The following is a 22,707-nucleotide window of genomic DNA, read 5'->3' as shown; positions in this document are numbered from 1 at the left end:
TGGTGGCGCGGCGGGCGACGATCAGAGGCCGTCGAGCAGTTTGCGGATCGGCGCGGGCAGGCCGAGCGCGGACAAGTCGGCACGCGCGACCCAGCGCAGGTCGTCATTGTCGCGCACTGCGTCGCGCAAGGCGACCTTGCGCAGGCGCAGCGGCTGCAGGTGCAGGCGATAGTGGCTGAAGGTGTGGACGATGGGCGGCATCGGTTCGGCGTCGTCGAAGGCGCGGCCGCGGGTCTCGCGCTCGAGCCAGGCGCGCAATTCGGTCTCGCTGTCCGCCTGCGGCAGCGTCCACAGCGAAGCCCAGATGCCGCTCGGCGGACGCCGCTGCAGCAGCAGTTCGCCGGCGGCGTTCTCCAGCAGCAGCGCCAGCGCCTCGCGCTCGGGCAGGGTCTTGCCCGGCTTGGGCGTGGGCAGCGCCTCGACCAGGCCGTCGCGACGCGCCACGCAGTCGTCCTGCAGCGGGCACAGCACGCAGGCCGGGTTGGCGCGGGTGCACAGGGTCGCGCCGAAATCCATCTGCGCCTGGGTGTAGTCGGCCATGCGCCCGTCGGCGACCGCGGCCACGTGCGCCTGCGCGATCGCCCACAGCGGCTTCTCCACCGCCGGCAGGCCCGGATAGCCGGCGATGCCGTGGTAGCGGGTCAGCACGCGCTTGACGTTGCCGTCCAGGATCGGGAAGCGATCGTTCCAGGCCTGGCTCAGAATCGCCCCGGCGGTGCTGCGGCCGATCCCGGGCAGCGCGTGCAGCGCGTCGAAATCGCGCGGCAGCTCGCCGCCGTGCAGTTCCACGCAGCGCTTGGCGGCGGCGTGCAGGTTGCGCGCGCGGGCGTAGTAGCCCAGCCCGGCCCACTGCGCCATCACCGCATCGGTGCCGGCCGCGGCCAGGTCGGGCAGGGTCGGGAAGTGCTGCAGGAAGCGCAGGAAATACGGGATCACCACCGCGACCTGGGTCTGCTGCAGCATGATTTCCGACAGCCATACCCGGTAGGGACTGCGCGGATGCTGCCAGGGCAGGTCGTGGCGGCCGGAGCGGTCGAACCAGGCGAGCAGGCGGGGGGCGAAGGTGTCTGGGGGCTGGCTCATGCTGGCAGGATGTCGTTCCTTCTCCCATCGGGAGAAGGTGCCCCGAAGGGGCGGATGAGGGTACGGGCGAAGCCTGTGCGGTTCGGGCAGCGCAAGTGCCTGCGCCAGTGGACTTCGCCGTACCCTCACCCCAACCCCTCTCCCGGTGGGAGAGGGGCTTTAGGTCAGGCGCCGAGCGCTTCGGGCAGTAGGGCGTCGACGAAGGCTTCGGCGTCGAACACGCGCAGGTCTTCCGGGCGCTCGCCGATGCCGGCGAAGCGGATCGGGATGCCGAACTCGCGCGCCAGCGCGAACACCACGCCGCCCTTGGCGGTGCCGTCGAGCTTGGTCACCACCAGCCCGGTGACGCCGACCGCGGCGTGGAACTGGCGCAGCTGCGACAGCGCGTTCTGGCCGGTGGTGCCGTCGATCACCATCAGCACTTCGTGCGGCGCGGCCGGGTCGATCTTGCCGAGCACGCGGCGGATCTTGCCCAGTTCGTTCATCAGCCCGGTCTGGGTGTGCAGGCGCCCGGCGGTGTCGGCGATCAGCACCTCGGTGCCGCGCGCCTTGCCGGCCTGCAGCGCATCGAACGCGACCGAGGCGGCGTCGGCGTTCTGGCCTTGCGCGATCACGGTCACGCCGTTGCGGTCGCCCCAGGCCTGCAGCTGCGCCACCGCGGCGGCGCGGAAGGTGTCGCCGGCGGCCAGCATCAGGCTGTGGCCCTCGTCCTTGAAGCGCTTGGCCAGCTTGCCGATGGTGGTGGTCTTGCCGACGCCGTTGACGCCGACGGTGAGCACCACGAAGGGCTTGGCGCTGCGGTCGATCTGCAGCGGCCTGGCGACCGGCTGCAGGATCGCGATCAGGTCGGCGCGCAGCGCCCGCAGCAGCGCCTGCGCGTCGACGAATTCGCGCGCCTTCATGCGCTTGCGCAGGTTCTCGATCAGCGCCGTGGTCGCCGGCACGCCGACGTCGGCGCTGATCAGCGCGGTCTCGATCTCGTCGAGCAGGTCGTCGTCGAGCTTCGGGTTGCGCGAGAACAGGCCGCCGAAGCTGCGCGCGATGGTGCTGTTGCGCAGGCGTTCGCGCCAACCGGACTTGCCGGCCGCGGCGGCGGGCGGCGCGTCGGCGCGTACGTCGAAGGCCGCCGCGAAGGCAGCGGCCGGATCGGCAAGCGGCGCCGCCGCAGCCGGGGCCGCCATTGGCGCCGGCACGCGCGTCTCGGGCGGCGGCGTGGGTGCCTGCGGCGGGAGCGCGACGTGGCCGGGCGCGGGGATGGGATCGGGCGCGGCCGTGGGCGCATCGCGCAGGGCGGTGGGCGCGGCTACCTCGGGCGGCGGCGATGCCGGAGCGGCTTCGGCCGCGGGTGCAGGAGGTGCAGCCGGCGCCGGCGTTGCGGCTTCAGTTGCTGCTTCGCCGGCCGACTTGGGGAAGGCGGCGGCCAGTTCCTCGATGCTGTAGCGCTGGGTGCTGCGGCTGTCGCCAGCGTTGTCCTGAGGCTTGTTGCGGCGGAATAGGCTGACCATGGGTAACGCGTGGACCTTAAACCACGAATGCTACCACTTGCGCCTGTTAGGCCCTTGTGGGGCCGGGATCGGGGATTCGGGATTGGAGATTCGCAAGGGCGCTGCATTGCGGAGTTGCGGGAACGCCGCTTTTACGAATCCCGAATCCCGAATCCCCAATCCCGGCCCCTCAGAGCTTCCCCTTCATCGACCGGTAGTCCCGCGGCGTCATCCCCACCGTGGCCTTGAACTGGCGCGCGAACGCGCTCTGGTCGGCGAAGCCGCAGGCCTGGCCGATGCTGGCGATGCTGTCCTCGCCGTGCAGCAGGCGCATCGCCGCTTCGATCCGCATCTTGGTCAGCAGTTGCTGCGGGGTCAGCTGGAACACGCGGCGGAAGTGCCGCTCCAGCTGCGCCACCGACAGTTCCGCCAGGTCGGCCAGGGTCTGCACGCGCAGGTTGTCGCCGTAGTGGATCTGCATGTGCTCCATCGCGCGGCTGATGCGTTCGTAGGCGGAGTGGCGGCTGTCGGGCTGGCCCAGGTCGCGGGAGATGCCGACCACGCCGATCACCTCGTTGTGCTCGCACAGCGGGCGCTTGAAGGTCAGGCACCAGCCGGGGGTGCGGTTCGGGAACAGGTGCACTTCCAGCTGGTTCTCGATCATCTCCCCGCACAGCACGCGCCGGTCCTGCATCAGGTAGCTGCCGCCCAGCGGCAGCGGGAACACTTCCAGCGCCGATTTGCCGATCAGGTCGGTGCGGTATTTCTTGCCCAGGCGCCGCACCAGGGTCAGGTTGACGTGGGTGTAGCGGCCGTCGCGGTCCTTGACGAAGAACACCACGTCCGGCAACGCATCGAACAGCGTCTGCATTTCCAGCGCCGAAATCATCGTCTCCATCTGCATTCACCGGGCGGTTGTAGGCTGTTGCGACAGGTACGCCGCGGCGTACCCCTGTAGGTCGATCCTAGCCTATGTGGGGCGCCCCGGGCGATTGGGGTTGTGCGAACTTCCGCATTTATGACAGGCAAACGCTGCTAGCCCGCGGCAGCCCGGAATGTGAGCATGGGCTTATGCATACACTCGATGTGATCGACTCGCATACCGGCGGCGAACCGACCCGTGTCGTCGTCGCCGGCTTCCCCGACCTGGGCACCGGCCCGCTGGCGCAACGGCGCGATCTGTTCCGCGATCGCTTCGATCGCTGGCGCAGCGCCATCGCCTGCGAGCCGCGCGGCTCGGACACGATGGTCGGCGCGCTGCTGCTGCCGCCGATCGCCGCCGACGCCTGCGCCGCGGTGATCTTCTTCAACAACGTCGGCTACCTGGGCATGTGTGGCCACGGCACCATCGGCCTGGTGCGCACGCTGGCCGACATGGGCCGGCTGGCGCCAGGCACGCACCGCCTCGAGACCCCGGTGGGCACGGTCGGGGTGGAACTGCACGGCGACGGACGGGTGTCGGTGGACAACGTGGAGAGCTACCGCCACGCCACCGGCATCGAAGTGCAGGTGCCCGGCTACGGCCGCGTGCGCGGCGACGTGGCCTGGGGGGGCAACTGGTTCTTCATCACCGAGCAGACCCCGTGCGCGCTGGAACTGCGCAACCAGCGCGCGCTGACCGCCTACACCGAGGCGCTGCGGCTGGCGCTGGAGGCGGCCGGCATCCGCGGCGCCGACGACGGCGAGATCGACCATATCGAGATCAACGGCCCGGCGCCGGACGCCAGCGCCGATGCGCGCAACTTCGTGCTGTGCCCGGGGCTGGCCTACGACCGCTCGCCGTGCGGCACCGGCACCAGCGCCAAGCTGGCGTGCCTGGCCGCCGACGGCAAGCTGGCCGCCGGCCAAGTGTGGCGCCAGCAGGGCATCCTCGGCAGCCTGTTCGAAGCCAGCTACGTGCCGGGCACCCGCGGCGTGCTGCCGCGGATCACCGGGCAGGCCCACCTCACCGCGCGCGCGCAGCTGCTGATCGATCCGCAGGATCCGTTCGCCTGGGGCATCGGCGCCGAATGAGCGGCTTCGACCTGATCGTCGTCGGCGCCGGCATCGTCGGCGCAGCCTGCGCCGATGCGGCGGCCGCCGCCGGCCTGCGGGTGGCGATCGTCGAGTCGGGCAGCATCGGCGGCGGCTCCACCGCCGCGGCGATGGGCCATCTGGTGGCGATGGACGACGACCCCGCGGAACTGGCGCTGTCGGCGTATTCGCTGCGCCTGTGGGAACAATTCGCGCAGCTGCCGGAGGCCGAGTACAGCCGCTGCGGCACGCTGTGGGTGGCGCGGCAGGCGCGCGAGCTGGAGGCGATCCCGGCCAAGATCCAGCGCCTGGCCGCCGCCGGCGTGCGTGCCGAGGCGATCGGCGCCGAGGCGCTGTACCAGCTGGAACCGGCGTTGGTGCCGGGGCTGGCCGGCGGCATGCGGGTGGCCGCCGAGGCGGTGGTGTACCCGCCGCGGATGGCGCGGCACCTGGTCGGGCGCGCGCTCGCCGCCGGTGCGCAGCTTTTCGCCGGGCGCCGCGCGCTGGCGCTGGCCGCCGACGGGCTGCGCCTGGACGATGGCAGCCGCCTGAGCGGGCCGGTGCTGGTCGCCACCGGCTGCGCGCTGCCGGAGCTGCTGCCGGAACTGCCGATGCGCGCGCGCAAGGGCCAGTTGGTGATCACCGACCGCTATCCCGGCTTCGTCGGCCATCAGTTGCTGGAGCTGGGCTATGCCGACAGCGCGCACGGCAGCGACGGCAGCAGCGTGGCGTTCAACGTGCAGCCGCGGCCGACCGGACAGATCCTGATCGGCTCCTCGCGCGAATTCGATGCCAGCGACCGCGGCGTGTCGATGCCGATGCTGCAGCGCATGCTCGAGCGCGCGTTCGCGTTCCTGCCCGGGCTGCGCCAGCTGCAGGCGATCCGGGTCTGGACCGGGCTGCGTCCGGCCACGCCGGACGGCCGTCCGTATCTGGGCGCGGTGCCGCAGCGCAACGGCGTGTGGGTCGCCGCCGGCCACGAAGGCCTGGGCGTGACCACCGCGCTGGGCAGCGCGCGGCTGTTGCTGGATCTGCTGCTGCAGCGCCCGCCCGCACTGGACCCGGCGCCGTTCGCGCCGGCGCGGGCGCTGTCGTGAGCGCGCCGATGCTGCGCCTGCAGGTCAACGGCCAGGCCCTGGAAGTGCTGGCCGGCAGCAGCGTGGCCGCGGCGGTGGCGCAGGTCGCGGTGCATTTCCGCCGCTCGCGCAGCGGCCAGCCGCGCGCGCCGCTGTGCGGCATGGGCGTGTGCAGCGAATGCCGGGTGCGCATCGACGGCGTCGGCCAGTTGCGCGCCTGCATCACCCCGGCGCGCGACGGCATGCAGGTGTGGACCGATGGCTGAGCCGCGCGCGCTGCATTACGACGTGGTCGTGGCCGGCGCCGGTCCGGCCGGGCTGGCGGCGGCGTTGGCCGCGGCCGGGAACGGCCGGCGCGTGGCGCTGGTCGACCTGCAGGCGCGCGCCGGCGGCCAGATCTGGCGCCACGACGTCGCCCACGCGCCGCCGCGGCTGGCCGCGCGCGTGCTGGCGCAGTTGGCGGCGAGCAAGATCGAATTCCTGTCGCAGACCCAGTTGCTGATGGCGCAGGACCGGCAACTGCTGGCCGATGGCCCGCAGGGCGCGCGCTGGATCGGCTACGACGCGCTGGTGCTGGCCACCGGTGCGCGCGAACTGCTGCTGCCGTTCCCGGGCTGGACCTTGCCCGGCGTCACCGGCGCCGGCGGCGCGCAGGCGCTGGCCAAGCAGGGCTGGCCGCTGGCCGGCAAGCGCGTGCTGGTCGCCGGCAGCGGTCCGCTGCTGCTGGCCAGCGCGGCGACGCTGCGCCGGCATGGCGCGCAGGTGCTGGGCATCGTCGAACAGGCGCCGCTGCGCGCGCTGGCCGGCTTCGCCGCGCAGTTGCCGTGGCGCTGGCCGGACAAGGCGCTGCAGGCGCTGGCGCTGCGCGCGCAACTGGCCGGCGTCGGCTACCACAGCGGCAGCGTGGTGCTGGCCGCGCACGGCGAGGGCCAACTGCAGTCGGTGGAGATCGACGGCCCGCGCGGCCGCCGCCGCATCGACTGCGATCAGCTGGCGGTGGGCTACGGCCTGGTGCCGAACGTGGAGCTGGCGCAGCTGCTCGGCTGCCGCCTGGCGCACAGCGGCGCGCATCCGTGCGTGGCGGTGGACGCGCAACTGCGCACCAGCGTCGAGGGCGTGTACGCGGCCGGCGAAGCGCTGGGCATCGGCGGCCGCGACTGCGCGCGGGTCGAAGGCGCCATCGCCGGGCACCTGGCGGCCGGGCAGGGCGCCGCCGCGCAGGCGCTGCACCCGCAACGGCGGCGCGCGCGCGCGTTCGCCACCTTGCTGCAGCGCCACTTCGCGCTGGACCCGCGTATCCACGCGCTGGCCGCGCCGGACACGCTGGTGTGCCGCTGCGAGGACGTGCCGCTGTCGGCGCTGCGCGGCTACGACGATCTGCGCGACGCCAAGCTGGCCACGCGTTGCGGCATGGGCGCCTGCCAGGGCCGCATCTGCGGCAGCGCGCTGACCGAGCTGGGGCTGGCGCCGCGGCACGACGATTTCTCCGACGACGGCCGCCGGCCGCCGCTGTTCCCGGTGCGGCTGGCCGCGCTGGCCGATTGCCTGCCCAGCGCTTCCCCTCCCGACCACTCCTTCCCAACCCTCGACAAGGTGTAATCCCATGAGCAAGGCTTCCTTCTGGTACGGCGTGCTGCCGGCCATCACCACTCCGTTCAATGCCGACGGCAGCATCGACCACGCGTTCCTGGCCAAGCATGCGCAGGTCATGGTCGACGCCGGCTGCACCGCGATCGTGCCGCTGGGTTCGCTCGGCGAAGCGGCCACGCTCAGCTTCGACGACAAGGTCGCGGTCCTGAAGACCCTGGTGCAGGCGCTGGACGGCCGCATCCCGGTGGTGCCGGGCATCGCCGCGCTGTCCACCGACGAGGCCGTGCGCCTGGCGCAGGCCGCCAAGCAGGTCGGCTGCGGCGGGATCATGGTGCTGCCGCCGTACGTGTACTCCACCGACTGGCGCGAGATGGGCGCGCATGCGCGTGCGGTGATCGCCGCCACCGACCTGCCGGTGATCCTGTACAACAACCCGGTGGCCTACAAGACCGATTTCAGCCCGGCGCAGATCGCCGAACTGGCCGCCGAATTCCCGAACCTGCAAGCGGTCAAGGAATCCTCCGGCGACGTGCGCCGCTTCGCCGCGCTGGGCGAGCTGCTCAACGACCGCCTGGTGCTGCTGGTGGGCATGGACGATGCGATCGTCGAAGGCCTCAGCATGGGCGCCAAGGGCTGGATCGCCGGCCTGGTCAACGCGTATCCGAAGGAGTCGGTGAAGCTGTTCGAGCTGGCCCGCGACGGCGGCTATCCGGCGGCCAAGGCGCTGTACGACTGGTTCCTGCCGCTGCTGCGCCTGGACACCGTGCCCAAGTTCGTGCAGCTGATCAAGCTGGTGCAGGAGAAGGTCGGCCTGGGCAGCGAGCGCGTGCGCGCGCCGCGCCTAGTCGTCGACGGTGCCGAGCGCGAAGCGGCGCTGAAGGTGATCGACCACGCCATCGCCACCCACCCCGGGCTCTGAGATGAGCATGCAGCCGCTGTTGCTCGCCGGCCACTGGCAGCCCTCGCTGGAACTGCGCGGCAGCTTCCGCGCCGAGGACCCGCGCGACGGGAACGCATTCGGCCCGGAGTTCCCGGTCAGCGGCGCCGCCGACCTGGAAGCGGCGCTGAGCGCGGCGGTGCTGGTCGCCGACGCGCTGGCCGCGGCGTCGCCCGAGCGCATCGCCGGCTTCCTCGACAGCTACGCCGCGGCGATCGAGGCCGATGTGGAGCAGCTGGTCGCGCTGGCGCATGCCGAGACCGGCCTGCCGGTCGAGCCGCGCCTGGCCAAGGTGGAACTGCCGCGCGCCAGCGGCCAGTTGCGCCAGGCCGCGCAGGCGGTGCGCAGTCATAGCTGGACGCAGCCGGTGATCGACACCGCGGCCGGGCTGCGTGCGCAGCTGGGGCCGCTGCACAAGCCGGTGCTGGTGTTCGGCCCGAACAACTTCCCGTTCGCGTTCAATGCGGTGGCCGGCAGCGATTTCGCCTCGGCGATCGCCGCGCGCAATCCGGTCATCGCCAAGGCGCATCCCTCGCACCCGGCCACCAGCCAGCGCCTGGCGCAGCTCGCGCACCAGGCACTGCTGGACAACGGCCTGCCGGCCGCGGCGGTGCAGCTGCTGTACCACTTCGACAACGCGCTGGGCCTGGAGCTGGCCGGCGATCCGCGGCTGGGCGCGATCGGCTTCACCGGCAGCCGTGCCGGCGGGCTGGCGCTGAAGGCCGCGGCCGACCGCGCCGGCGTGCTGGCCTACGTCGAGCTGTCCAGCGTCAATCCGGTGTTCCTGCTGCCGGGCGTGCTGGCCGAGCGCGGCACGGCGCTGGCGCAGGAATTCTTCTCTTCGTGCACGATGGGCAGCGGCCAGTTCTGCACCAATCCCGGCATCCTGGTGGTGCCCGAGGGCGAGGCCGGCGATGCGTTCGTCGCCGCAGCCGCGGCGCACTTCGCCGGTGCCGCGCCGAGCCTGCTGTTCTCGCGCGGCGTGCTCGAGCACCTGCAACGCGGCGTGGCCACGCTGCGCGACGCCGGTGCCGCGCTGCTGGCCGGCGGCGACGCGGCAGCGGCGCCGGGCTACCGGCATGCGCCGACCCTGCTGCAGGTCTCGGCGCAGGCCTTCCTGCAACAGCCCGAGGCGCTGCAGGCCGAGGCGTTCGGCCCGGTCAGCCTGGTGGTGCGTGTCGCCGGCCTGGCGGAAATGACCGCGCTGGCGCACAGCCTGGAGGGCAACCTCACCGGCACCGTGTACCGTGCCGCCGACGGCAGCGACGACGTGCTGTTCGCCGCGGTGGCCGCGGCGCTGCGGCCGCGGGTGGGGCGCCTGATCTGCAACAAGATGCCGACCGGCGTGGCGGTCAGCGCGGCGATGAATCACGGCGGGCCGTACCCGAGCACCGGCCATCCGGGCTTCACCGCGGTCGGCATGCCGGCCGCGATCCGCCGCTTCGCCGCGCTGCACAGCTACGACGGGCTGCCCGATGCGCTGCTGCCGGCACTGCTGCGCGACCGCAATCCCGGCGCCGTGCAGCGGCTGATCGACGGCCACTGGAGCACCGCCGACGTGGGGCAGGCGACATGAGCGCGGCGCAGATCGGCGGGCTGAGCCTGGCCATGGCGCAGGCGCAGCTGGCGCCGTGGCCGACCCCGGCGCCGCCGATCCAGCCGCAGGAATACCAGCAGCGGCTGGCGCAGGCACGCACCTTGCTGCGCGCGCACGGCGCCGATGCGCTGCTGATCGGCGCCGGCGCTTCGCTGCGCTATTTCACCGGCGTGCCGTGGGGTGCCAGCGAGCGCCTGGTGGCGATGCTGCTGACCGCCGAAGGCGATCCGCTGCTGATCTGCCCGGCGTTCGAGGAAGGCTCGCTGGACGCGGTGCTGCGCATCCCGGTGCGCAAGCGGCTGTGGGAAGAACACGAAGATCCGCATGCGCTGGTCGCCGAGGCGCTGAGCGAACTCGGCGCGCAGGCGCTGGCGTTGGATCCGGGCATCGCCTTCGCGGTGCACAGCGGGTTGAGCGCGGTGCTGGACAGGGTCGCGATCCGCGACGCGACACCGATCGTGGATGGCTGCCGCATGCGCAAGTCGGCCGCGGAGCTGGCGTTGATGCAGCAGGCCTGCGACATGACCCTGCAGGTGCAGCGCCTGGCCGCGGGCCTGGTCCACGAAGGCATCACCACCGCCGAACTGGTGCGCTTCATCGACCAGGCGCACCGCGCGCTCGGCGCCGACAACGGCTCCACCTTCTGCATCGTGCAGTTCGGCCATGCCACCGCCTATCCGCACGGCATCCCCGGGGTGCAGGCGCTGCGGCCGGGCGAACTGGTGCTGATCGATACCGGCTGCACCGTGCACGGCTACCACTCCGACATCACCCGCACCTACATCTTCGGCGAACCGAGCGAGAAGCAGCGGCGCATCTGGCAGCTGGAGCACGATGCGCAGGCCGCCGCGTTCGCCGCGGTGCGTCCGGGTGTGAGCTGCGCGGCGGTGGACCAGGCGGCGCGCGAGGTGCTGCAGGCGGCGGGCCTGGGGCCCGACTATCGCTTGCCGGGACTGCCGCACCGCACCGGCCATGGCTGCGGCATGAGCATCCACGAGGCGCCGTACCTGGTGCGCGGCAATGCGTTGCCGCTGGCGCCGGGCATGTGCTGCAGCAACGAACCGATGATCGTGGTGCCGGGCGAGTTCGGCGTGCGCCTGGAAGACCATTTCTACGTCACCGAACACGGCGCGCAGTGGTTCACGCCGCCGTCGCCGGCGATCGATCGGCCGTTCGCCTGATGCGCGCGGCGGCCGCCAGCGCCTTGCGCCGCTCGCGCGTGCCGCCGCCCGCGTTCCACCTGTTTGCCGGAGTCCGCCGATGAGATGCGTCCGTCTGTTCGTCCCCGGTGCGCTGGCCGCGGCGTTGCTGGTGGCCTGCCAGCCGGCCACGCCACCGCAGCCGGCCACCGCCACAGCTACCGCGGCGCCGCTGCAGAAGCCCGACGAAGCCTTCGCCGCCTTGCTCGACGCGCAGTGGCAGTACCAGCTCGAACATCATCCGGAGTTCGCCAGCATTATCGGCGACACGCGCTACAACGATCGCTGGAGCGATTATTCGCCAGCGGCGCTGCAGGCCGAGCGGCAGGCCACCGCCGAGTTCCTGAAGCGCTTCGAGGCGGTGGATGCGACGGCGCTGTCGGCGCAGGACCAGCTGAGCCTGCAGATGATGCTGCGCCAGTTGCGCGATCGGCTGGAGGCGATCGCGCTGAACAACGACGCGATGCCGCTGGAGCCGGTCGGCGGCATCCAACTGGCGTTGCCGGGCTATGCGCAGGCGTTCCCGTTCGCCAGCGTCAAGGACTACGAGGACTACATCAAGCGCCTGCAGGCGATCCCGGCCCTGCTCGACCAGGTGGTGGCGCTGTCGCGCGCCGGCGCCAAGGACGGGCTGGTGCAGCCCAAATACCTGCTAGAGCGCATTCCGGCGCAGGTGCGCGAGATCGCCGCGCCGGCCGGGGCCGACAGCCCGTTCGCGCTGCCGCTGCAGACGTTCCCCGACGCGGTGCCGGCGGCCGAGCGCGCGCGCCTGCGTGCGGCGATGCTCGCGGCGATCGACCAGCAGGTGCGTCCGGCCTACGCCAAGCTGGCCGATTTCGTCGCCGACGAATACGCACCGCAGGGCCGCGCCCACGAAGGGCTGTGGTCGCTGCCCGATGGCGAGCGCCGCTACCGCTACGCGATCCATACCCAGACCACCACCGACAAGTCGCCCGAGCAGATCCACCAGATCGGCCTGGCCGAAGTGGCGCGCATCGAGGGCGAGATGAGCGCGATCGCCAAACAGCTCGGCTATGCCGACCTGGCCGCGCTGCGCGAGGCGGTGGCGCGCGACCGCAGGTTCTTCGCCAGTTCGCGCGAGCAGATTCTGCAGCGCTACCGCGACGACATCGCGCAGATGCAGCCGCAGCTGCCCAAGCTGTTCGGCACCTTGCCGAAGACGCCGCTGGAAGTGCGCGCGATGGCCGAGTTCCGCAGCACCGCGCCGGGCGCCGAGTATTGGCAGAGCGACGCGCAAGGCAGCAAGCCGGCGCTGGTGATGGTCAACACCAGCGACTACGCGCAGCGCACCCTGGTCAACATCGAGGCCACCGCGTATCACGAGGGCGTGCCCGGCCATCACCTGCAGATCTCGCTCGCGCAGACCCTGCCGCTGCCGCCGTTCCGCCAGCAGTCCGGCTACAACGCCTACGTCGAAGGCTGGGCGCTGTACGCCGAGCGGCTGGGCAAGGACGTGGGCTTCTACAAGGACCCGTACAGCGACTACGGCCGCCTGGCCGGCGAGCTGCTGCGCGCCAACCGGCTGGTGCTGGACACCGGCGTGCACTACAAGCGCTGGACCCGGCAGCAGATGATCGCGTTCTTCCACGCGCATCCGTCCGACGACGAACCCAGCATCCAGGCCGAGACCGACCGCTACATCGCCTGGCCGGGCCAGGCGCTGGGCTACAAGCTCGGCGAACTCGACATCCTGGCGCTGCGCGAGAAGGCCAAGCGCGAACTCGGCGCGGGTTTCGACATCCGCGCCTTCCACGACCAGATCCTCGGCGGCGGCGCGATGCCGCTGGACCTGCTGGATGCGCGCATCGACGCGTGGATCGCGCAGGTCAAGGCCGCTGCGATCGCCACCCCGGAGAAAGCCCAATGAGCCTGAGTTCCCGACTTCGCGCGCCGCTGCTGCTGGCGATCATCTGCACGCTTGCGGGGCAGGGCGCCGCCACTGCGGCCGAACCCGCGCAGGCCGCCGCAGCGACCACCAGCGACACCGGCGCGCGCTTCAAGGCGTTGTACCTGCGCGAGTGGAAATGGCGCCAGGAGCAGTCCGCAGGCGCCGACGACGAGGACAGCCAGGGCGCCGCGGCCGACCATCTGCCCAAGGTCGACCTGGCCACGCAGAACCAGCGCACCGCGTATTGGCAGCAGGTGCTGCGCGAGCTCGATGCGATCGCGCCGGCGCAGCTGTCGGCGCAGGACCAGGTGAACTACCAGGTCTACCGCCAGCAGATCGCGGTGTTCCTGGACCAGCAACGCTTCCGCGCTTGGGAGATGCCGTTCAACAGCGACACCGCGTTCTGGAGCAATCTCGGCTTCAGCGCGCGCGCCACGCTGCGCACTCGCGACGACTACCAGCGCTACCTGAAGGTGCTGGCCGACATCCCGCGCTACTTCGACGAGCAGATCGTCAACATGCGCGCCGGCCTGGCGCGCGGATTCAGCCAGCCGAAGGTGACGTTGGCCGGCCGCGACCAGTCGATCGCCGACGTGGCCTCGGCCAGCGGCGAGGCCAACCTGTTCTACACCCCGTTCAAGCAGATGCCGGCCAGCATCCCGGCCGACGCGCAGGCGCAATTGCGGCAGCAGGCGCTGGACGCGATCGCGCACAGCGTGGTGCCGGCCTACACCGACCTGCTGCGCTTCATGCGCGAGGAATACCAGCCCAAGGCGCGCAGCACGCTCGCCGGCGAGGCGTTGCCGGACGGCAAGGACTATTACCGCGCGCAGATCCGCGAGTTCACCACGCTGGACCTGTCGCCTGAGCAGATCCACCAGATCGGGCTGCGCGAAGTGGCCAAGCTGCGCAAGGACATGGACCAGACCATCGTCGCCAGCGGCTTCGTCGCGCCGCCGGGGCAGGCGACCTTCCCGGCGTTCCTGAAATTCCTGCGCACCGATCCGCAGTTCTATCCGAAGACGCCGGAGGAGCTGCTCAAGCAGGCGGCGTGGATCTCCAAGCGCGTGGACGCCAAGGTCGGCGACTACATCGGCCGGCTGCCGCGGCAGCGCTTCGCGATCGAGCCGGTGCCGGCGGACCTGGCGCCGTTCTACACCGGCGGCCGCGGCGGCCCGGGCATCTACCTGGTCAACACCTACGACCTGCCGTCGCGGCCGCTGTACAACCTGACCGCGTTGACCCTGCACGAATCCTCGCCCGGCCATGCGCTGCAGATGCCGCTGGCGGCCGAACAGCAGGGCCTGCCGGACTTCCGCCGCTACGGCTACATCTCCGCCTACGGCGAGGGCTGGGCGCTGTACTCGGAATACCTGGGGCAGGAGATGGGGATGTACGACACCGCGTACGACCGCTTCGGCTACCTGACCTACCAGATGTGGCGCGCCTGCCGGCTGGTGATCGACACCGGCATCCACCACAAGGGCTGGACCCGCGAGCAGGCGCAAGCCTACCTGCGCGACAACACCGCGTTGAGCGAACACGAGGTCACCACCGAAGTGGACCGCTACATCGCCTGGCCGGGGCAGGCGCTGTCGTACTACCTGGGTGAGCTGAAGATCATCGAATTGCGGCGCAAGGCGGAGGCCGCGCTGGGCGAGAAGTTCGACATCCGCGCCTTCCACGACGCGATCCTGGAAACCGGCTCGGTGCCGCTGCCGGTACTGGAGCAGCGCATCGACCGTTTCATCGCCGAGGGCGGCAAGTCGCCGTGGGCACAGGAGGCGTCAAAACAGTAGACATGACCAAAGCCCCGCTCCCATCGGGCGACGGAGCGCAGCTTGCCCGTCACTGGCGCGGGCCGGGGCGCGGAGCGGGGGGTGGGGTGAGGGTACGGCGCGAAGCCTCATGCGGTCGAAACGACACGAGGCTGCGCCCGTACCCTCATCCGCCCCTTCGGGGCACCTTCCCCCGAGAAGGGGGCCATGGTCCCGGGGGGAGAAGGGGGGGGCAGGGAAGCTTGCAATTGGAGCAGGAAGCACCTGGGCGCGTCGCTTTGAGCCCATCTCCCCCCGGGAGAGGGGTTGGGGTGAGGGTACGGCGCGAAGCCTCCTGCGGTCGGAACGACACGAGGCTTCGCCCGTACCCTCATCCGCCCCTGCGGGGCACCTTCTCCCGGGGGGAGAAGGGAACAACTGCAGGTAGTTAGGAATAGCCGGTTACAACTTTCCAGCGGGGGCAACATGGCCACACAAGGCAAGTTCCACAAGCGTCTGAGCCTGACCGACCTGACCTTCATCGGGCTCGGTTCGATCTTCGGTTCCGGTTGGCTGTTCTCGGCCAGCCACGTGTCGGCCATCGCCGGTCCGGCCGGCATCGTGTCGTGGATCGCCGGCGGCGTGGCGGTGCTGCTGCTGGGCCTGGTGTACTGCGAACTGGGCGCGGCGCTGCCGCGTGCCGGCGGCGTGGTGCGCTACCCGGAGTACTCGCACGGCGCGCTGCTCGGCTGGCTGATGGGCTTCATCACCCTGATCGCGTTTTCCAGCCTGATCGCGATCGAGGTCGAGGCCGCGCGGCAGTACGCCGCGGCGTGGTTCCCGTCGCTGAACCAGGCCGGCAGCAGCCATCCCAGCATCGCCGGGTGGCTGCTGCAGTTCGCGCTGCTGCTGGTGTTCTTCCTGCTCAACTACTTCAGCGTCAAGACCTTCGCCACCGCCAACAACATCGTCAGCGTGTTCAAGTTCCTGGTGCCGGTGTTGATCATCGTGCTGCTGATGGCGCACTTCAATCCGCAGAACCTGCACGTGCAGGGCTTCGCGCCGTTCGGCGCGGCCGGGGTGGAAGCGGCGATCTCGGCCGGCGGCATCATCTTCGCCTACCTCGGGCTGACCCCGATCGTGTCGGTGGCCAGCGAGGTGCGCGATCCGCAGCGCAACATCCCGATCGCGCTGATCCTGTCGGTGGCGCTGTCCACGGTCATCTACGTGCTGCTGCAGCTGGCGTTCCTGGGTAGCGTGCCGGGCAGCTATCTGGCGCAGGGCTGGGGCGGCATCGACAAGGCGTTCGCGCTGCCGTACCACGACATCGCGCTGGCGCTGGGCCTGGGTTGGCTGGCGGCGCTGGTGATCTGCGACGCGATGATCTCGCCCAGCGGCACCGGCAACATCTACATGAACGCGACCCCGCGCGTGGTCTATGGCTGGGCGCGCAGCGGCGGCTTCCTGCCGGTGCTGACCAAGGTGGACGCCAAGTCCGGCATCCCGCGCCCGGCGCTGTGGCTGAGCCTGGCGATGTCGGTGTTCTGGACCCTGCCGTTCCCGTCGTGGGAGACGCTGATCCAGGTGGTGTCGGCGGCGCTGGTGCTGAGCTATGCGGTGGCGCCGGTCACCGTGGCCGCGCTGCGGCGCAGCGCGCCGGAGCTGCCGCGGCCGTTCCTGCTGCGCGGCATGGGGCTGCTCGGGCCGCTGTCGTTCATCGTCGCCGCGCTGATCGTGTACTGGTCCACCTGGAAAACCTTGTCCTGGCTGCTCGGCCTGCAGATCGCGATGTTCGCGCTGTACGTGCTGTACCGGCTGCCGCGCGCGTCCGCACGCGCGCTGCTGTGGCAGCAGGTGCGCGGCGCCTTGTGGCTGATCGGCTTCTTCGTGCTGGTGTTGCTGGTGTCCTACCTGGGCACCTTCGGCGGCATCGGCTGGATCGCGCATCCCTGGGACACGCTGAGCGTGGCGGTGATCGCGTTCGGCTGCTACCACTGGGGCGCGCGCACCGGACTGCGCAGCGACGAACTGGCGCTGGAAGAGGACGACGGGGAATAGGTTGCTCGCTTTTTTGTAGGAGCGGCTTCAGCCGCGACAGGCGCTCTGCAGCATCCTGTCGCGGCTGATGGCCCGAGGCCACGTAGAGCCGCTCCTACAGAAGAGCCGGAATTCAGGGGATATCGGAACGTAATGAACAGACTCCTTGCATCGATCGTGCTGGCCGCGGCGTCCTTCGCCGGCCAGGCCCAGGCCGCGCCTAGCGCCGCCGACTACCAGCGCTCGCTCGGCCTGCGCGAAGCGTGGATGACCTTGACCGAGAACGTCGCATGGCCGGCGCAGTGGCGCGACGACGGTGCGTTCTACTACCGCAAGACGGTGCCCGGCGGTTTCGCTTTCGTGCTCGAGTACGTGGCCGGCCAGCGCAAGCAGCCGGCGTTCGATGCGGCGCGGCTGGCGCGCGCGCTGAGCAAGGCGGCAGGCACCGACTACCCGGCGTTGCGCCTGCCGTTCGACCGCTTCGACTATGCGGCCGACGCCGGCCGCGCCAATGCCGCAATCGTGTTCCAGATCGACTATGCGCCGTGGCGCTGCACGCTCGCCGATTATGTCTGCGCGCGCGCCGAGGCCGGCCCGCAGCCGCGCCCGCGCGGCTTCGGCGTGGTCCGCGATCCAGCGGTGGCCGCCGACAACACGCCGCGGCGTTCGCCGGACGGGCGCTGGGAGGCGTTCGCCGACGGCCACGACATCGTGCTGCGCAGCGTCGCCGATGGCCACGTGCTGCGCCTGAGCGAGGACGGCCGCGCCGACGAGTTCTACGATCCGGAAACGCTGGCCTGGTCGCCGGATTCGCAGCGGCTGGCGCTGTACCGGGTGCGGCCCGGATTCGCACGGCGGGTGACGCGGGTGGAGGCGGCGCCGCCGGGCGGCGGCCAGCCGCGCGTGCGCACCCAGCTGTATCCCAAGCCCGGCGATGCGGTGGATGTCGAGCGGCCGGTGCTGTTCGACCTCGGCGCCATGTCCACCGGCGCCGGCCCGCGCCGCATCGATATCGACGCTGCGCTGTTCGCCAATCCCTACCAGCTGTCGCCGATCCAGTGGCGCAAGGACGGCCGCAGCTTCGTGTTCGACTACGTGCAGCGCGGCTTCCAGCGCATGCGCGCGATCGCGGTGGATGCGGCCAGCGGCCGCGCGCACGTGGCGGTGGGCGAGGATGCCAAGACCTTCGTCTACGCCGACCGCAGCTTCCGCCATGACGTGGACGGGCTCGGCAAGGAGATCCTGTGGATCTCCGAGCGCGACGGCTGGCGCCACCTGTACCTGTTCGACGGAGCCAGCGGCAAGGTCAAGCGCCAGATCACCAAGGGCGACTGGATCGTGCGCGAGGTGCTGCGCGTGGACGATGCGCAGCGGCGCATCTGGTTCTCCGCCAGCGGCATGGATGCGGGCAAGGATCCGTACTACCGGCAACTGTTCGCGGTGGATTTCGACGGCGGCCGGCTGACCCGGTTGAGCACGGTCGATGCCGACCACGACGTGGCCATCGCCGGCGACGGCCGCCACTACGTGGACACCTATTCGCGCCCGGACCTGCCGCCGGTGATGGAACTGCACGCCATCGACGGCACGCTGCTGCAGGTGGTCGAGCGCGGCGACATCGGCAAGCTGCAGGCCGTGGGCTGGCGCGCGCCGCAGACCTTCGTCGCCAAGGGCCGCGACGGCCGCACCGACATCTGGGGCATGGTGGTACGCCCGCGCGACTACGATCCGCACAAGAAATACCCGGTGATCGAGAACATCTATGCCGGCCCGCACGACAGCTTCGTGCCCAAGACCTTCTGGCCGTTCGGCTACCACTCCGGCGGCGACAAGCAGATCGGCATGCAGGCGCAGGCCGACCTGGGTTTCATCGTGGTGATGATCGACGGCATGGGCACCGCCAACCGTTCCAAGGCGTTCCACGACGTGGCCTGGAAGAACCTGGGCGATTCCGGCTTCCCCGACCGCATCGCCTGGCACAAGGCGCTGGCCGCGCAGGACCCGTCCTACGACATTTCCCGCGTCGGCATCTACGGCGCCTCGGCCGGCGGGCAGAGCACGCTCGGCGCGCTGGAACGGCATCCGGACTTCTACAAGGTCGGCGTGGCGTTCGCCGGCTGCTACGACAACCGCATGGACAAGATCAGCTGGAACGAGCAGTGGATGGGCTGGCCGGTAGACGCCAGCTATGCCGCCGCCTCCGGCGTGGACAACGCGTCGAAGCTGCGCGGCGAGCTGCTGCTGATCGTCGGCGAGCAGGACAGCAACGTCGACCCGGCCTCGACCGCGCAGGTGGTGGATGCGCTGATCAAGGCCGGCAAGGATTTCGACCTGTTGAACGTGCCTGGCGGCGAGCATTCGGTGGGCCGTTCCAGCGGCCCGATCGACTACGTGCAGCGGCGCCAGTACGACTTCTTCGTGCGGCATCTGCTGGATGCGCCGACGCCGCGCTGGAATGCACTGCCGTCGGGCGGGCGCGGTGACTGAAGCACTCGTCGCTTCGGCTGAGGAGCGGCTTCGGCCGCGACGTCGGAGTCGCACGATCCCGGCGTCGGGGAATCTCTGTCGCGGCTGAAGCCGCTCCTACAGGGAGCGGCGGCGAGCGTCTGGCGCCGCGGTCCCGGTCAATCCTGCGCCTTGGCCGCAGGTTGAGCCAGGAAGGCAGCGCTGGGGTCGGGCGGTGACGGAACATCGTTGCCTTCGCAGAGGCGGATCCCGGCATCGGCCGATCCGCACAGCGCTGGCCCTGCTGCACGCGCCGGCGTCGGAAACGGCAGTCGAAGGTGTCCCTGGTCACAGGTTTCAGTTCCCGGGGTGAAGTTGTCGGCGATCGTGCCGATGGCAACAACGGGCAACCATTGCGCCTGGAGCAGGGCCGCCACCTTCGTGGCGGTGGCCGGTACGTACGCCTGTCGAGCGGCGACGCGACCGGCTGCGGCCGCAAGCGCTGCGCAATGGCCCCGACGCGCTGCGGGAGACTGTGGCAACCTACCGACTTGCGACCGCACTGCGGCCGCCCGACGAGCAAACGCGCATGAGTTCCATCGCCTCGGTGTCCTCGATCGCCCTGTCCGGCATGCGCGCCGCCGCGTCCGGGTTGCAGGCCCGTGCGCACAACGTCGCCAACGCCGCCACCGAGGGCTTCCAGCGCCAGGTGACGGTGAACCAGGAAGCAACCGGCGGCGTGACCAGCCAGGTGCAGGCGGTGGGCGGCGAGGGCAGCGACCTGGTCGACGACATGGTCGGCGGGCTGTCCGCGCGCAACGAATTCCAGGCCAACGCGCGGGTGCTGCGCGCGGCGGACGACACGGTCGGCAGCCTGCTCGACGTCCTGGCCTGAGGCCACGGCCACTCCTTCTCCCATCGGGACCATGGCCCCCTTCTCGGGGGAAGGTGCCCCGAAGAGGCGGATGAGGGTACGCGCGAAGCCTCGTGCAGCTGGTCTTGCACAACCTCCGATGGCACGCGCGAAGCCTCGCCCCGCCGTCGCCGCCCCGCCCCAGCTATGCAATCTTCCGCACCGATCCGCGCCACAGCGCACAAGACGTAGCTCCACCTGCGGCGCACGATGATGCGCTATTGCTCATCGGGGACGGGACATGGATCGGAGAGATTTCCTGCGTCAGGGGCTGGCGGTCGGCGCGGTGGCCGGGGTCGAGGCACTCGCCGGCAGCGTCGCTGCGGCCGCCAACGCGGTGCCGGCAGCGCCGTCTGCGCCTGCGCCGCTGCGCCTGCAGCCGCTGGCCGCCGATGCGCTCGCCGGCCACACCCTGCAATGCCGCTTCGTCGAGGCCGGCGCGCAATGGCAGGTGTACGAAGACCTGCGCAGCGCCGACGGCGACCTGACCCTGCTCGGCCCAGGCGGCGCGCTGGTGCTCGGCAAGCGCACCGAAGCGGTCTATCCCAGCGCGCAGGCGCCGTACTTCGGCATGAAACTGGCCGACGTGGCGATGGCCGAAGCCGACCTGCTCGCCGACCGCCTGCTGCGCGATGGCGATCCGCGCCCGGACGAGGTGCGCGACGCGGCGCCGCCACCGGCCTCGCAACTGGATCCCAAGGACTACAACGGCCGCCTGCCGTGGACCACCTTCGTCGGTACCCGCGAATGCGCCGACACCATGCCGGTGTACCCGGACGGACGCACCCGCGCCTATCGCGCGCTGCACGCGTTCCCGGAGCTGGGCAAGGCCGACCTCGTCGCGCGCCGCCACGAAGGCCTGATCGGCGGCTGGATGCCGGCGGTGCGCAAGGTGGTGCCGGCTGGCGAGGGCCGCTACTACGACGTGCTGCTGTTCGCCGACGTGCTGGCCACCGACCGCTTCATCGTGCAGACCTGGCATCGCAGCGCGCTGGTCGAGCACGGCAAGGTGACCAAGGTGGTGTACGGCTACAGCTATCCCGACTACCCGCCGCGGCGCGGCCCGCGCAGCGCCGAGGACTTCTACCGCGGCCTGCTGGCCTTCGCCGGCTACTGGCAGGGGCTGCTGGCCGACACCGTGCAGGCGCGGCTGCCCGATCCCAGCTGGAGCGACATGGCGCGCTTCGCCTTCGCCCGCGAACTGGTGGTGCGCCCCGGCGGCACCTATCCGAAATACGGCGCGGTCGACCGCGACTACTACGGCAACGAGTACGACGGCTTCCAGGACACCTTCACCAGCTCGCTGTACGCGAACCTGGAGTGGGGCCGTTTCGCCCAGGCCGCGGCGGTGCTGGACGGCTACTTCAGCGACTTCGTGCAGGACGACGGCATGGTCAACATGCGCGGCGCGGAGACCGGCCAGTTCGGCCTGACCCTGTCGCTGCTGGCGCGCTACCTGCGCTACACCGGCGATGCGGCGCTGCTGCGCAAGCACCGCGGCAAGATCGCCGCGACCGCGCAGATCCTGCTGGAGCTGCACGACGCCAGCCTGCAGCTGCCGGCGAAGGCGCCCGGGCATGGCCTGATCCATGGCTGGAACGAATCCGACGCCTGCCTGTTCCCGGACCCGACCCTGTGGTGGAAGCCGTACTACGCCAACAGCGCGCTGGCGATCCGCGGCTGGCAGGACATCGCCGCGGTGTGGACCACCATCGCCGGTCCGGGCGCGCAGGGCACCGCGGCGCAGTGGCGGCGGCGCGCGCAGCAACTCACCGCGCAGCTGCACAAAACCCTGCGCGGCAATATCCGCCGCGATCTGACCCCGCCTTACATCGGCCCGCTGCCGGGGGTGAAGCTGACCTTCCGCCAGTCGCTGCAGCAGGAAAAACCCAGCGAGCAGGGCTGGCCGCACCGCGTCTACGCCGAACTGCTGCAGGCCGACGTGCTGCCCGACGACCTCGCCCATCTGGTCATCGACTGCGTGCGCGGCCATGGCGGCACCAGCCTGGGCGTGGTCGGCAACATCGCCCCGCCCACGCCGGAAGGGCGCGACCTGCTCGGTTTCATTTCCTACGGCTACGCGCAGCAGCTGCTGCGCCTGGACCGGATCGAGGAATACCTGCTGTTCCTGTACGCGCACCGCTACCACGTGCACACGCGCGGCAGCTGGACCGCGGGCGAGGTCAGCGGCATCACCGGCGGCATGCCGCTGTTCTGCATCCCGGCGCAGATGACCATCCCGCTGCTGCTGCGCTGGATGCTGGTGTTCGAGGACAGCGCCGGCGAGGAACTGTTCCTGGCGCGCGCGCTGCCGCGCGATTGGCTGGGCAGCGGCGAGGCGATCGCGATCGAGGCCGCGCCGACCCGGTGGGGCGCGGTGTCGCTGGCGCTGCGCGCCGACCCGGCGCGCAAGCGCATCGACGGCACGCTGACCCTGCCGGCGCAGGCGCCGGCACGGACCTGGCTGACCCTGCGCGTGCCGGCCGGCACGCAACTGCGCGAGGTGCTGATCGACGGGCGCGCGGTGGCGCTGTCCGGGCCGCGCAACGAGCGCGTTCAGGTGCCGGCCGGCGCGGCGCGGCAGATGACGATTTCGGCCGCCTACGGCTGAGTGGCGAAAAAGTCGGAAACGTCCCGAAACCCGTCGCGCAGTGCGATATTCCGCAC

General features: G+C 71.0%; 17 protein-coding genes. 13 read left to right on the top strand and 4 right to left on the bottom strand.

The features are described from left to right. Positions 1-21 precede the first annotated feature (21 nt). The 3 genes from mutY to VDQ83_RS15395 form a co-directional block, all read right to left on the bottom strand. A complete protein-coding gene (mutY, locus tag VDQ83_RS15405) occupies positions 22-1,083 on the bottom strand; it encodes an A/G-specific adenine glycosylase (RefSeq protein WP_455435608.1) in 1,062 nt (353 codons plus the stop codon). 164 nt (positions 1,084-1,247) lie between these two features. Next, a complete protein-coding gene (ftsY, locus tag VDQ83_RS15400; RefSeq protein ID WP_455435607.1) occupies positions 1,248-2,588 on the bottom strand; it encodes a signal recognition particle-docking protein FtsY in 1,341 nt (446 codons plus the stop codon). A 169-nt stretch (positions 2,589-2,757) separates the two neighbouring features. Further along, positions 2,758-3,465, bottom strand: a complete 708-nt coding sequence (locus VDQ83_RS15395; protein WP_263397900.1) for an AraC family transcriptional regulator — start codon at positions 3,463-3,465, stop codon at positions 2,758-2,760. A gap of 173 nt (positions 3,466-3,638) precedes the next feature. Here VDQ83_RS15395 and VDQ83_RS15390 point away from each other — a divergent pair, with 173 nt between their 5' ends. From VDQ83_RS15390 to VDQ83_RS15340, 11 genes are all read left to right on the top strand, one after another. Further along, complete coding sequence (locus VDQ83_RS15390) at positions 3,639-4,580, top strand: 4-hydroxyproline epimerase (protein WP_455435606.1); 942 nt, start codon at positions 3,639-3,641, stop codon at positions 4,578-4,580. Continuing rightward, positions 4,577-5,677 (top strand): NAD(P)/FAD-dependent oxidoreductase, encoded by a 1,101-nt coding sequence (locus VDQ83_RS15385; protein ID WP_263397902.1) that lies wholly within the window; start codon positions 4,577-4,579, stop codon positions 5,675-5,677. The genes VDQ83_RS15390 and VDQ83_RS15385 overlap by 4 nt, the downstream gene beginning before the upstream one ends. Before the next feature lie 8 nt (positions 5,678-5,685). Continuing rightward, entirely contained in the window at positions 5,686-5,922 is a 237-nt protein-coding gene (locus VDQ83_RS15380; protein ID WP_263398421.1) for a (2Fe-2S)-binding protein, read from the top strand. Further along, positions 5,915-7,255 carry an FAD-dependent oxidoreductase gene (locus VDQ83_RS15375; protein ID WP_455435605.1) on the top strand — a complete coding sequence of 447 codons (1,341 nt, stop codon included), beginning with the start codon at positions 5,915-5,917 and terminating at the stop codon, positions 7,253-7,255. Before VDQ83_RS15380 ends, VDQ83_RS15375 begins: the two co-directional genes overlap by 8 nt. A 4-nt stretch (positions 7,256-7,259) precedes the next feature. Continuing rightward, positions 7,260-8,165, top strand: coding sequence for a dihydrodipicolinate synthase family protein (locus VDQ83_RS15370; protein ID WP_185813247.1), 906 nt, complete (start codon positions 7,260-7,262; stop codon positions 8,163-8,165). 1 nt (position 8,166) lies between these two features. Beyond that, positions 8,167-9,759 carry an aldehyde dehydrogenase family protein gene (locus tag VDQ83_RS15365; protein WP_455435604.1) on the top strand — a complete coding sequence of 531 codons (1,593 nt, stop codon included), beginning with the start codon at positions 8,167-8,169 and terminating at the stop codon, positions 9,757-9,759. After that, the gene (locus VDQ83_RS15360) at positions 9,756-10,961 is read left to right on the top strand and encodes a M24 family metallopeptidase (protein ID WP_455435603.1); all 1,206 of its coding nucleotides are present in this window, start codon (positions 9,756-9,758) and stop codon (positions 10,959-10,961) included. Before VDQ83_RS15365 ends, VDQ83_RS15360 begins: the two co-directional genes overlap by 4 nt. Positions 10,962-11,040: 79 nt before the next feature. Then, positions 11,041-12,867: a DUF885 domain-containing protein gene (locus VDQ83_RS15355; protein ID WP_455435602.1), complete on the top strand. Its 1,827-nt coding sequence runs from the start codon at positions 11,041-11,043 to the stop codon at positions 12,865-12,867. Next, positions 12,864-14,687 (top strand): DUF885 domain-containing protein, encoded by a 1,824-nt coding sequence (locus tag VDQ83_RS15350; protein ID WP_455435601.1) that lies wholly within the window; start codon positions 12,864-12,866, stop codon positions 14,685-14,687. The genes VDQ83_RS15355 and VDQ83_RS15350 overlap by 4 nt, the downstream gene beginning before the upstream one ends. A 444-nt stretch (positions 14,688-15,131) precedes the next feature. Further along, positions 15,132-16,703 (top strand): APC family permease, encoded by a 1,572-nt coding sequence (locus tag VDQ83_RS15345; RefSeq protein WP_455435600.1) that lies wholly within the window; start codon positions 15,132-15,134, stop codon positions 16,701-16,703. Between the two features lie 132 nt (positions 16,704-16,835). After that, entirely contained in the window at positions 16,836-19,169 is a 2,334-nt protein-coding gene (locus tag VDQ83_RS15340; protein WP_455435599.1) for a DPP IV N-terminal domain-containing protein, read from the top strand. Positions 19,170-19,306: 137 nt separating this feature from the next. On the opposite strand, the gene VDQ83_RS15335 is transcribed toward VDQ83_RS15340, so the two are convergent. Next, on the bottom strand, positions 19,307-19,564 hold the full coding sequence (locus tag VDQ83_RS15335) for a hypothetical protein (RefSeq protein ID WP_455435598.1): 258 nt from the start codon (positions 19,562-19,564) through the stop codon (positions 19,307-19,309). Between the two features lie 152 nt (positions 19,565-19,716). On the opposite strand from VDQ83_RS15335, the gene VDQ83_RS15330 reads away from it, so the two are divergent. Further along, complete coding sequence (locus tag VDQ83_RS15330; RefSeq protein WP_455435597.1) at positions 19,717-20,022, top strand: hypothetical protein; 306 nt, start codon at positions 19,717-19,719, stop codon at positions 20,020-20,022. 259 nt (positions 20,023-20,281) lie between these two features. Continuing rightward, positions 20,282-22,651, top strand: a complete 2,370-nt coding sequence (locus VDQ83_RS15325) for a Tat pathway signal protein (RefSeq protein ID WP_455435596.1) — start codon at positions 20,282-20,284, stop codon at positions 22,649-22,651. Positions 22,652-22,707 lie beyond the last annotated feature (56 nt).

It is taken from the genome of Xanthomonas sp. WHRI 7945 (genome assembly GCF_035026585.1).
This window is presented reverse-complemented; position numbering and strand designations above follow the sequence as displayed.

Excerpts from the sequence above, each read along its gene's own strand:
- ftsY (WP_455435607.1), bottom strand. The coding sequence starts at position 2,588 with ATGGTCAGCCTATTCCGCCGCAACAAGCCTCAGGACAACGCTGGCGAC.
- VDQ83_RS15330 (WP_455435597.1), top strand. The coding sequence starts at position 19,717 with ATGAGTTCCATCGCCTCGGTGTCCTCGATCGCCCTGTCCGGCATGCGC.
- VDQ83_RS15375 (WP_455435605.1), top strand. The coding sequence starts at position 5,915 with ATGGCTGAGCCGCGCGCGCTGCATTACGACGTGGTCGTGGCCGGCGCC.
- VDQ83_RS15340 (WP_455435599.1), top strand. The coding sequence starts at position 16,836 with ATGAACAGACTCCTTGCATCGATCGTGCTGGCCGCGGCGTCCTTCGCC.
- VDQ83_RS15390 (WP_455435606.1), top strand. The coding sequence starts at position 3,639 with ATGCATACACTCGATGTGATCGACTCGCATACCGGCGGCGAACCGACC.
- VDQ83_RS15385 (WP_263397902.1), top strand. The coding sequence starts at position 4,577 with ATGAGCGGCTTCGACCTGATCGTCGTCGGCGCCGGCATCGTCGGCGCA.
- mutY (WP_455435608.1), bottom strand. The coding sequence starts at position 1,083 with ATGAGCCAGCCCCCAGACACCTTCGCCCCCCGCCTGCTCGCCTGGTTC.
- VDQ83_RS15370 (WP_185813247.1), top strand. The coding sequence starts at position 7,260 with ATGAGCAAGGCTTCCTTCTGGTACGGCGTGCTGCCGGCCATCACCACT.
- VDQ83_RS15395 (WP_263397900.1), bottom strand. The coding sequence starts at position 3,465 with ATGGAGACGATGATTTCGGCGCTGGAAATGCAGACGCTGTTCGATGCG.
- VDQ83_RS15355 (WP_455435602.1), top strand. The coding sequence starts at position 11,041 with ATGAGATGCGTCCGTCTGTTCGTCCCCGGTGCGCTGGCCGCGGCGTTG.
- VDQ83_RS15350 (WP_455435601.1), top strand. The coding sequence starts at position 12,864 with ATGAGCCTGAGTTCCCGACTTCGCGCGCCGCTGCTGCTGGCGATCATC.
- VDQ83_RS15360 (WP_455435603.1), top strand. The coding sequence starts at position 9,756 with ATGAGCGCGGCGCAGATCGGCGGGCTGAGCCTGGCCATGGCGCAGGCG.
- VDQ83_RS15365 (WP_455435604.1), top strand. The coding sequence starts at position 8,167 with ATGAGCATGCAGCCGCTGTTGCTCGCCGGCCACTGGCAGCCCTCGCTG.
- VDQ83_RS15345 (WP_455435600.1), top strand. The coding sequence starts at position 15,132 with ATGGCCACACAAGGCAAGTTCCACAAGCGTCTGAGCCTGACCGACCTG.
- VDQ83_RS15380 (WP_263398421.1), top strand. The coding sequence starts at position 5,686 with ATGCTGCGCCTGCAGGTCAACGGCCAGGCCCTGGAAGTGCTGGCCGGC.
- VDQ83_RS15325 (WP_455435596.1), top strand. The coding sequence starts at position 20,282 with ATGGATCGGAGAGATTTCCTGCGTCAGGGGCTGGCGGTCGGCGCGGTG.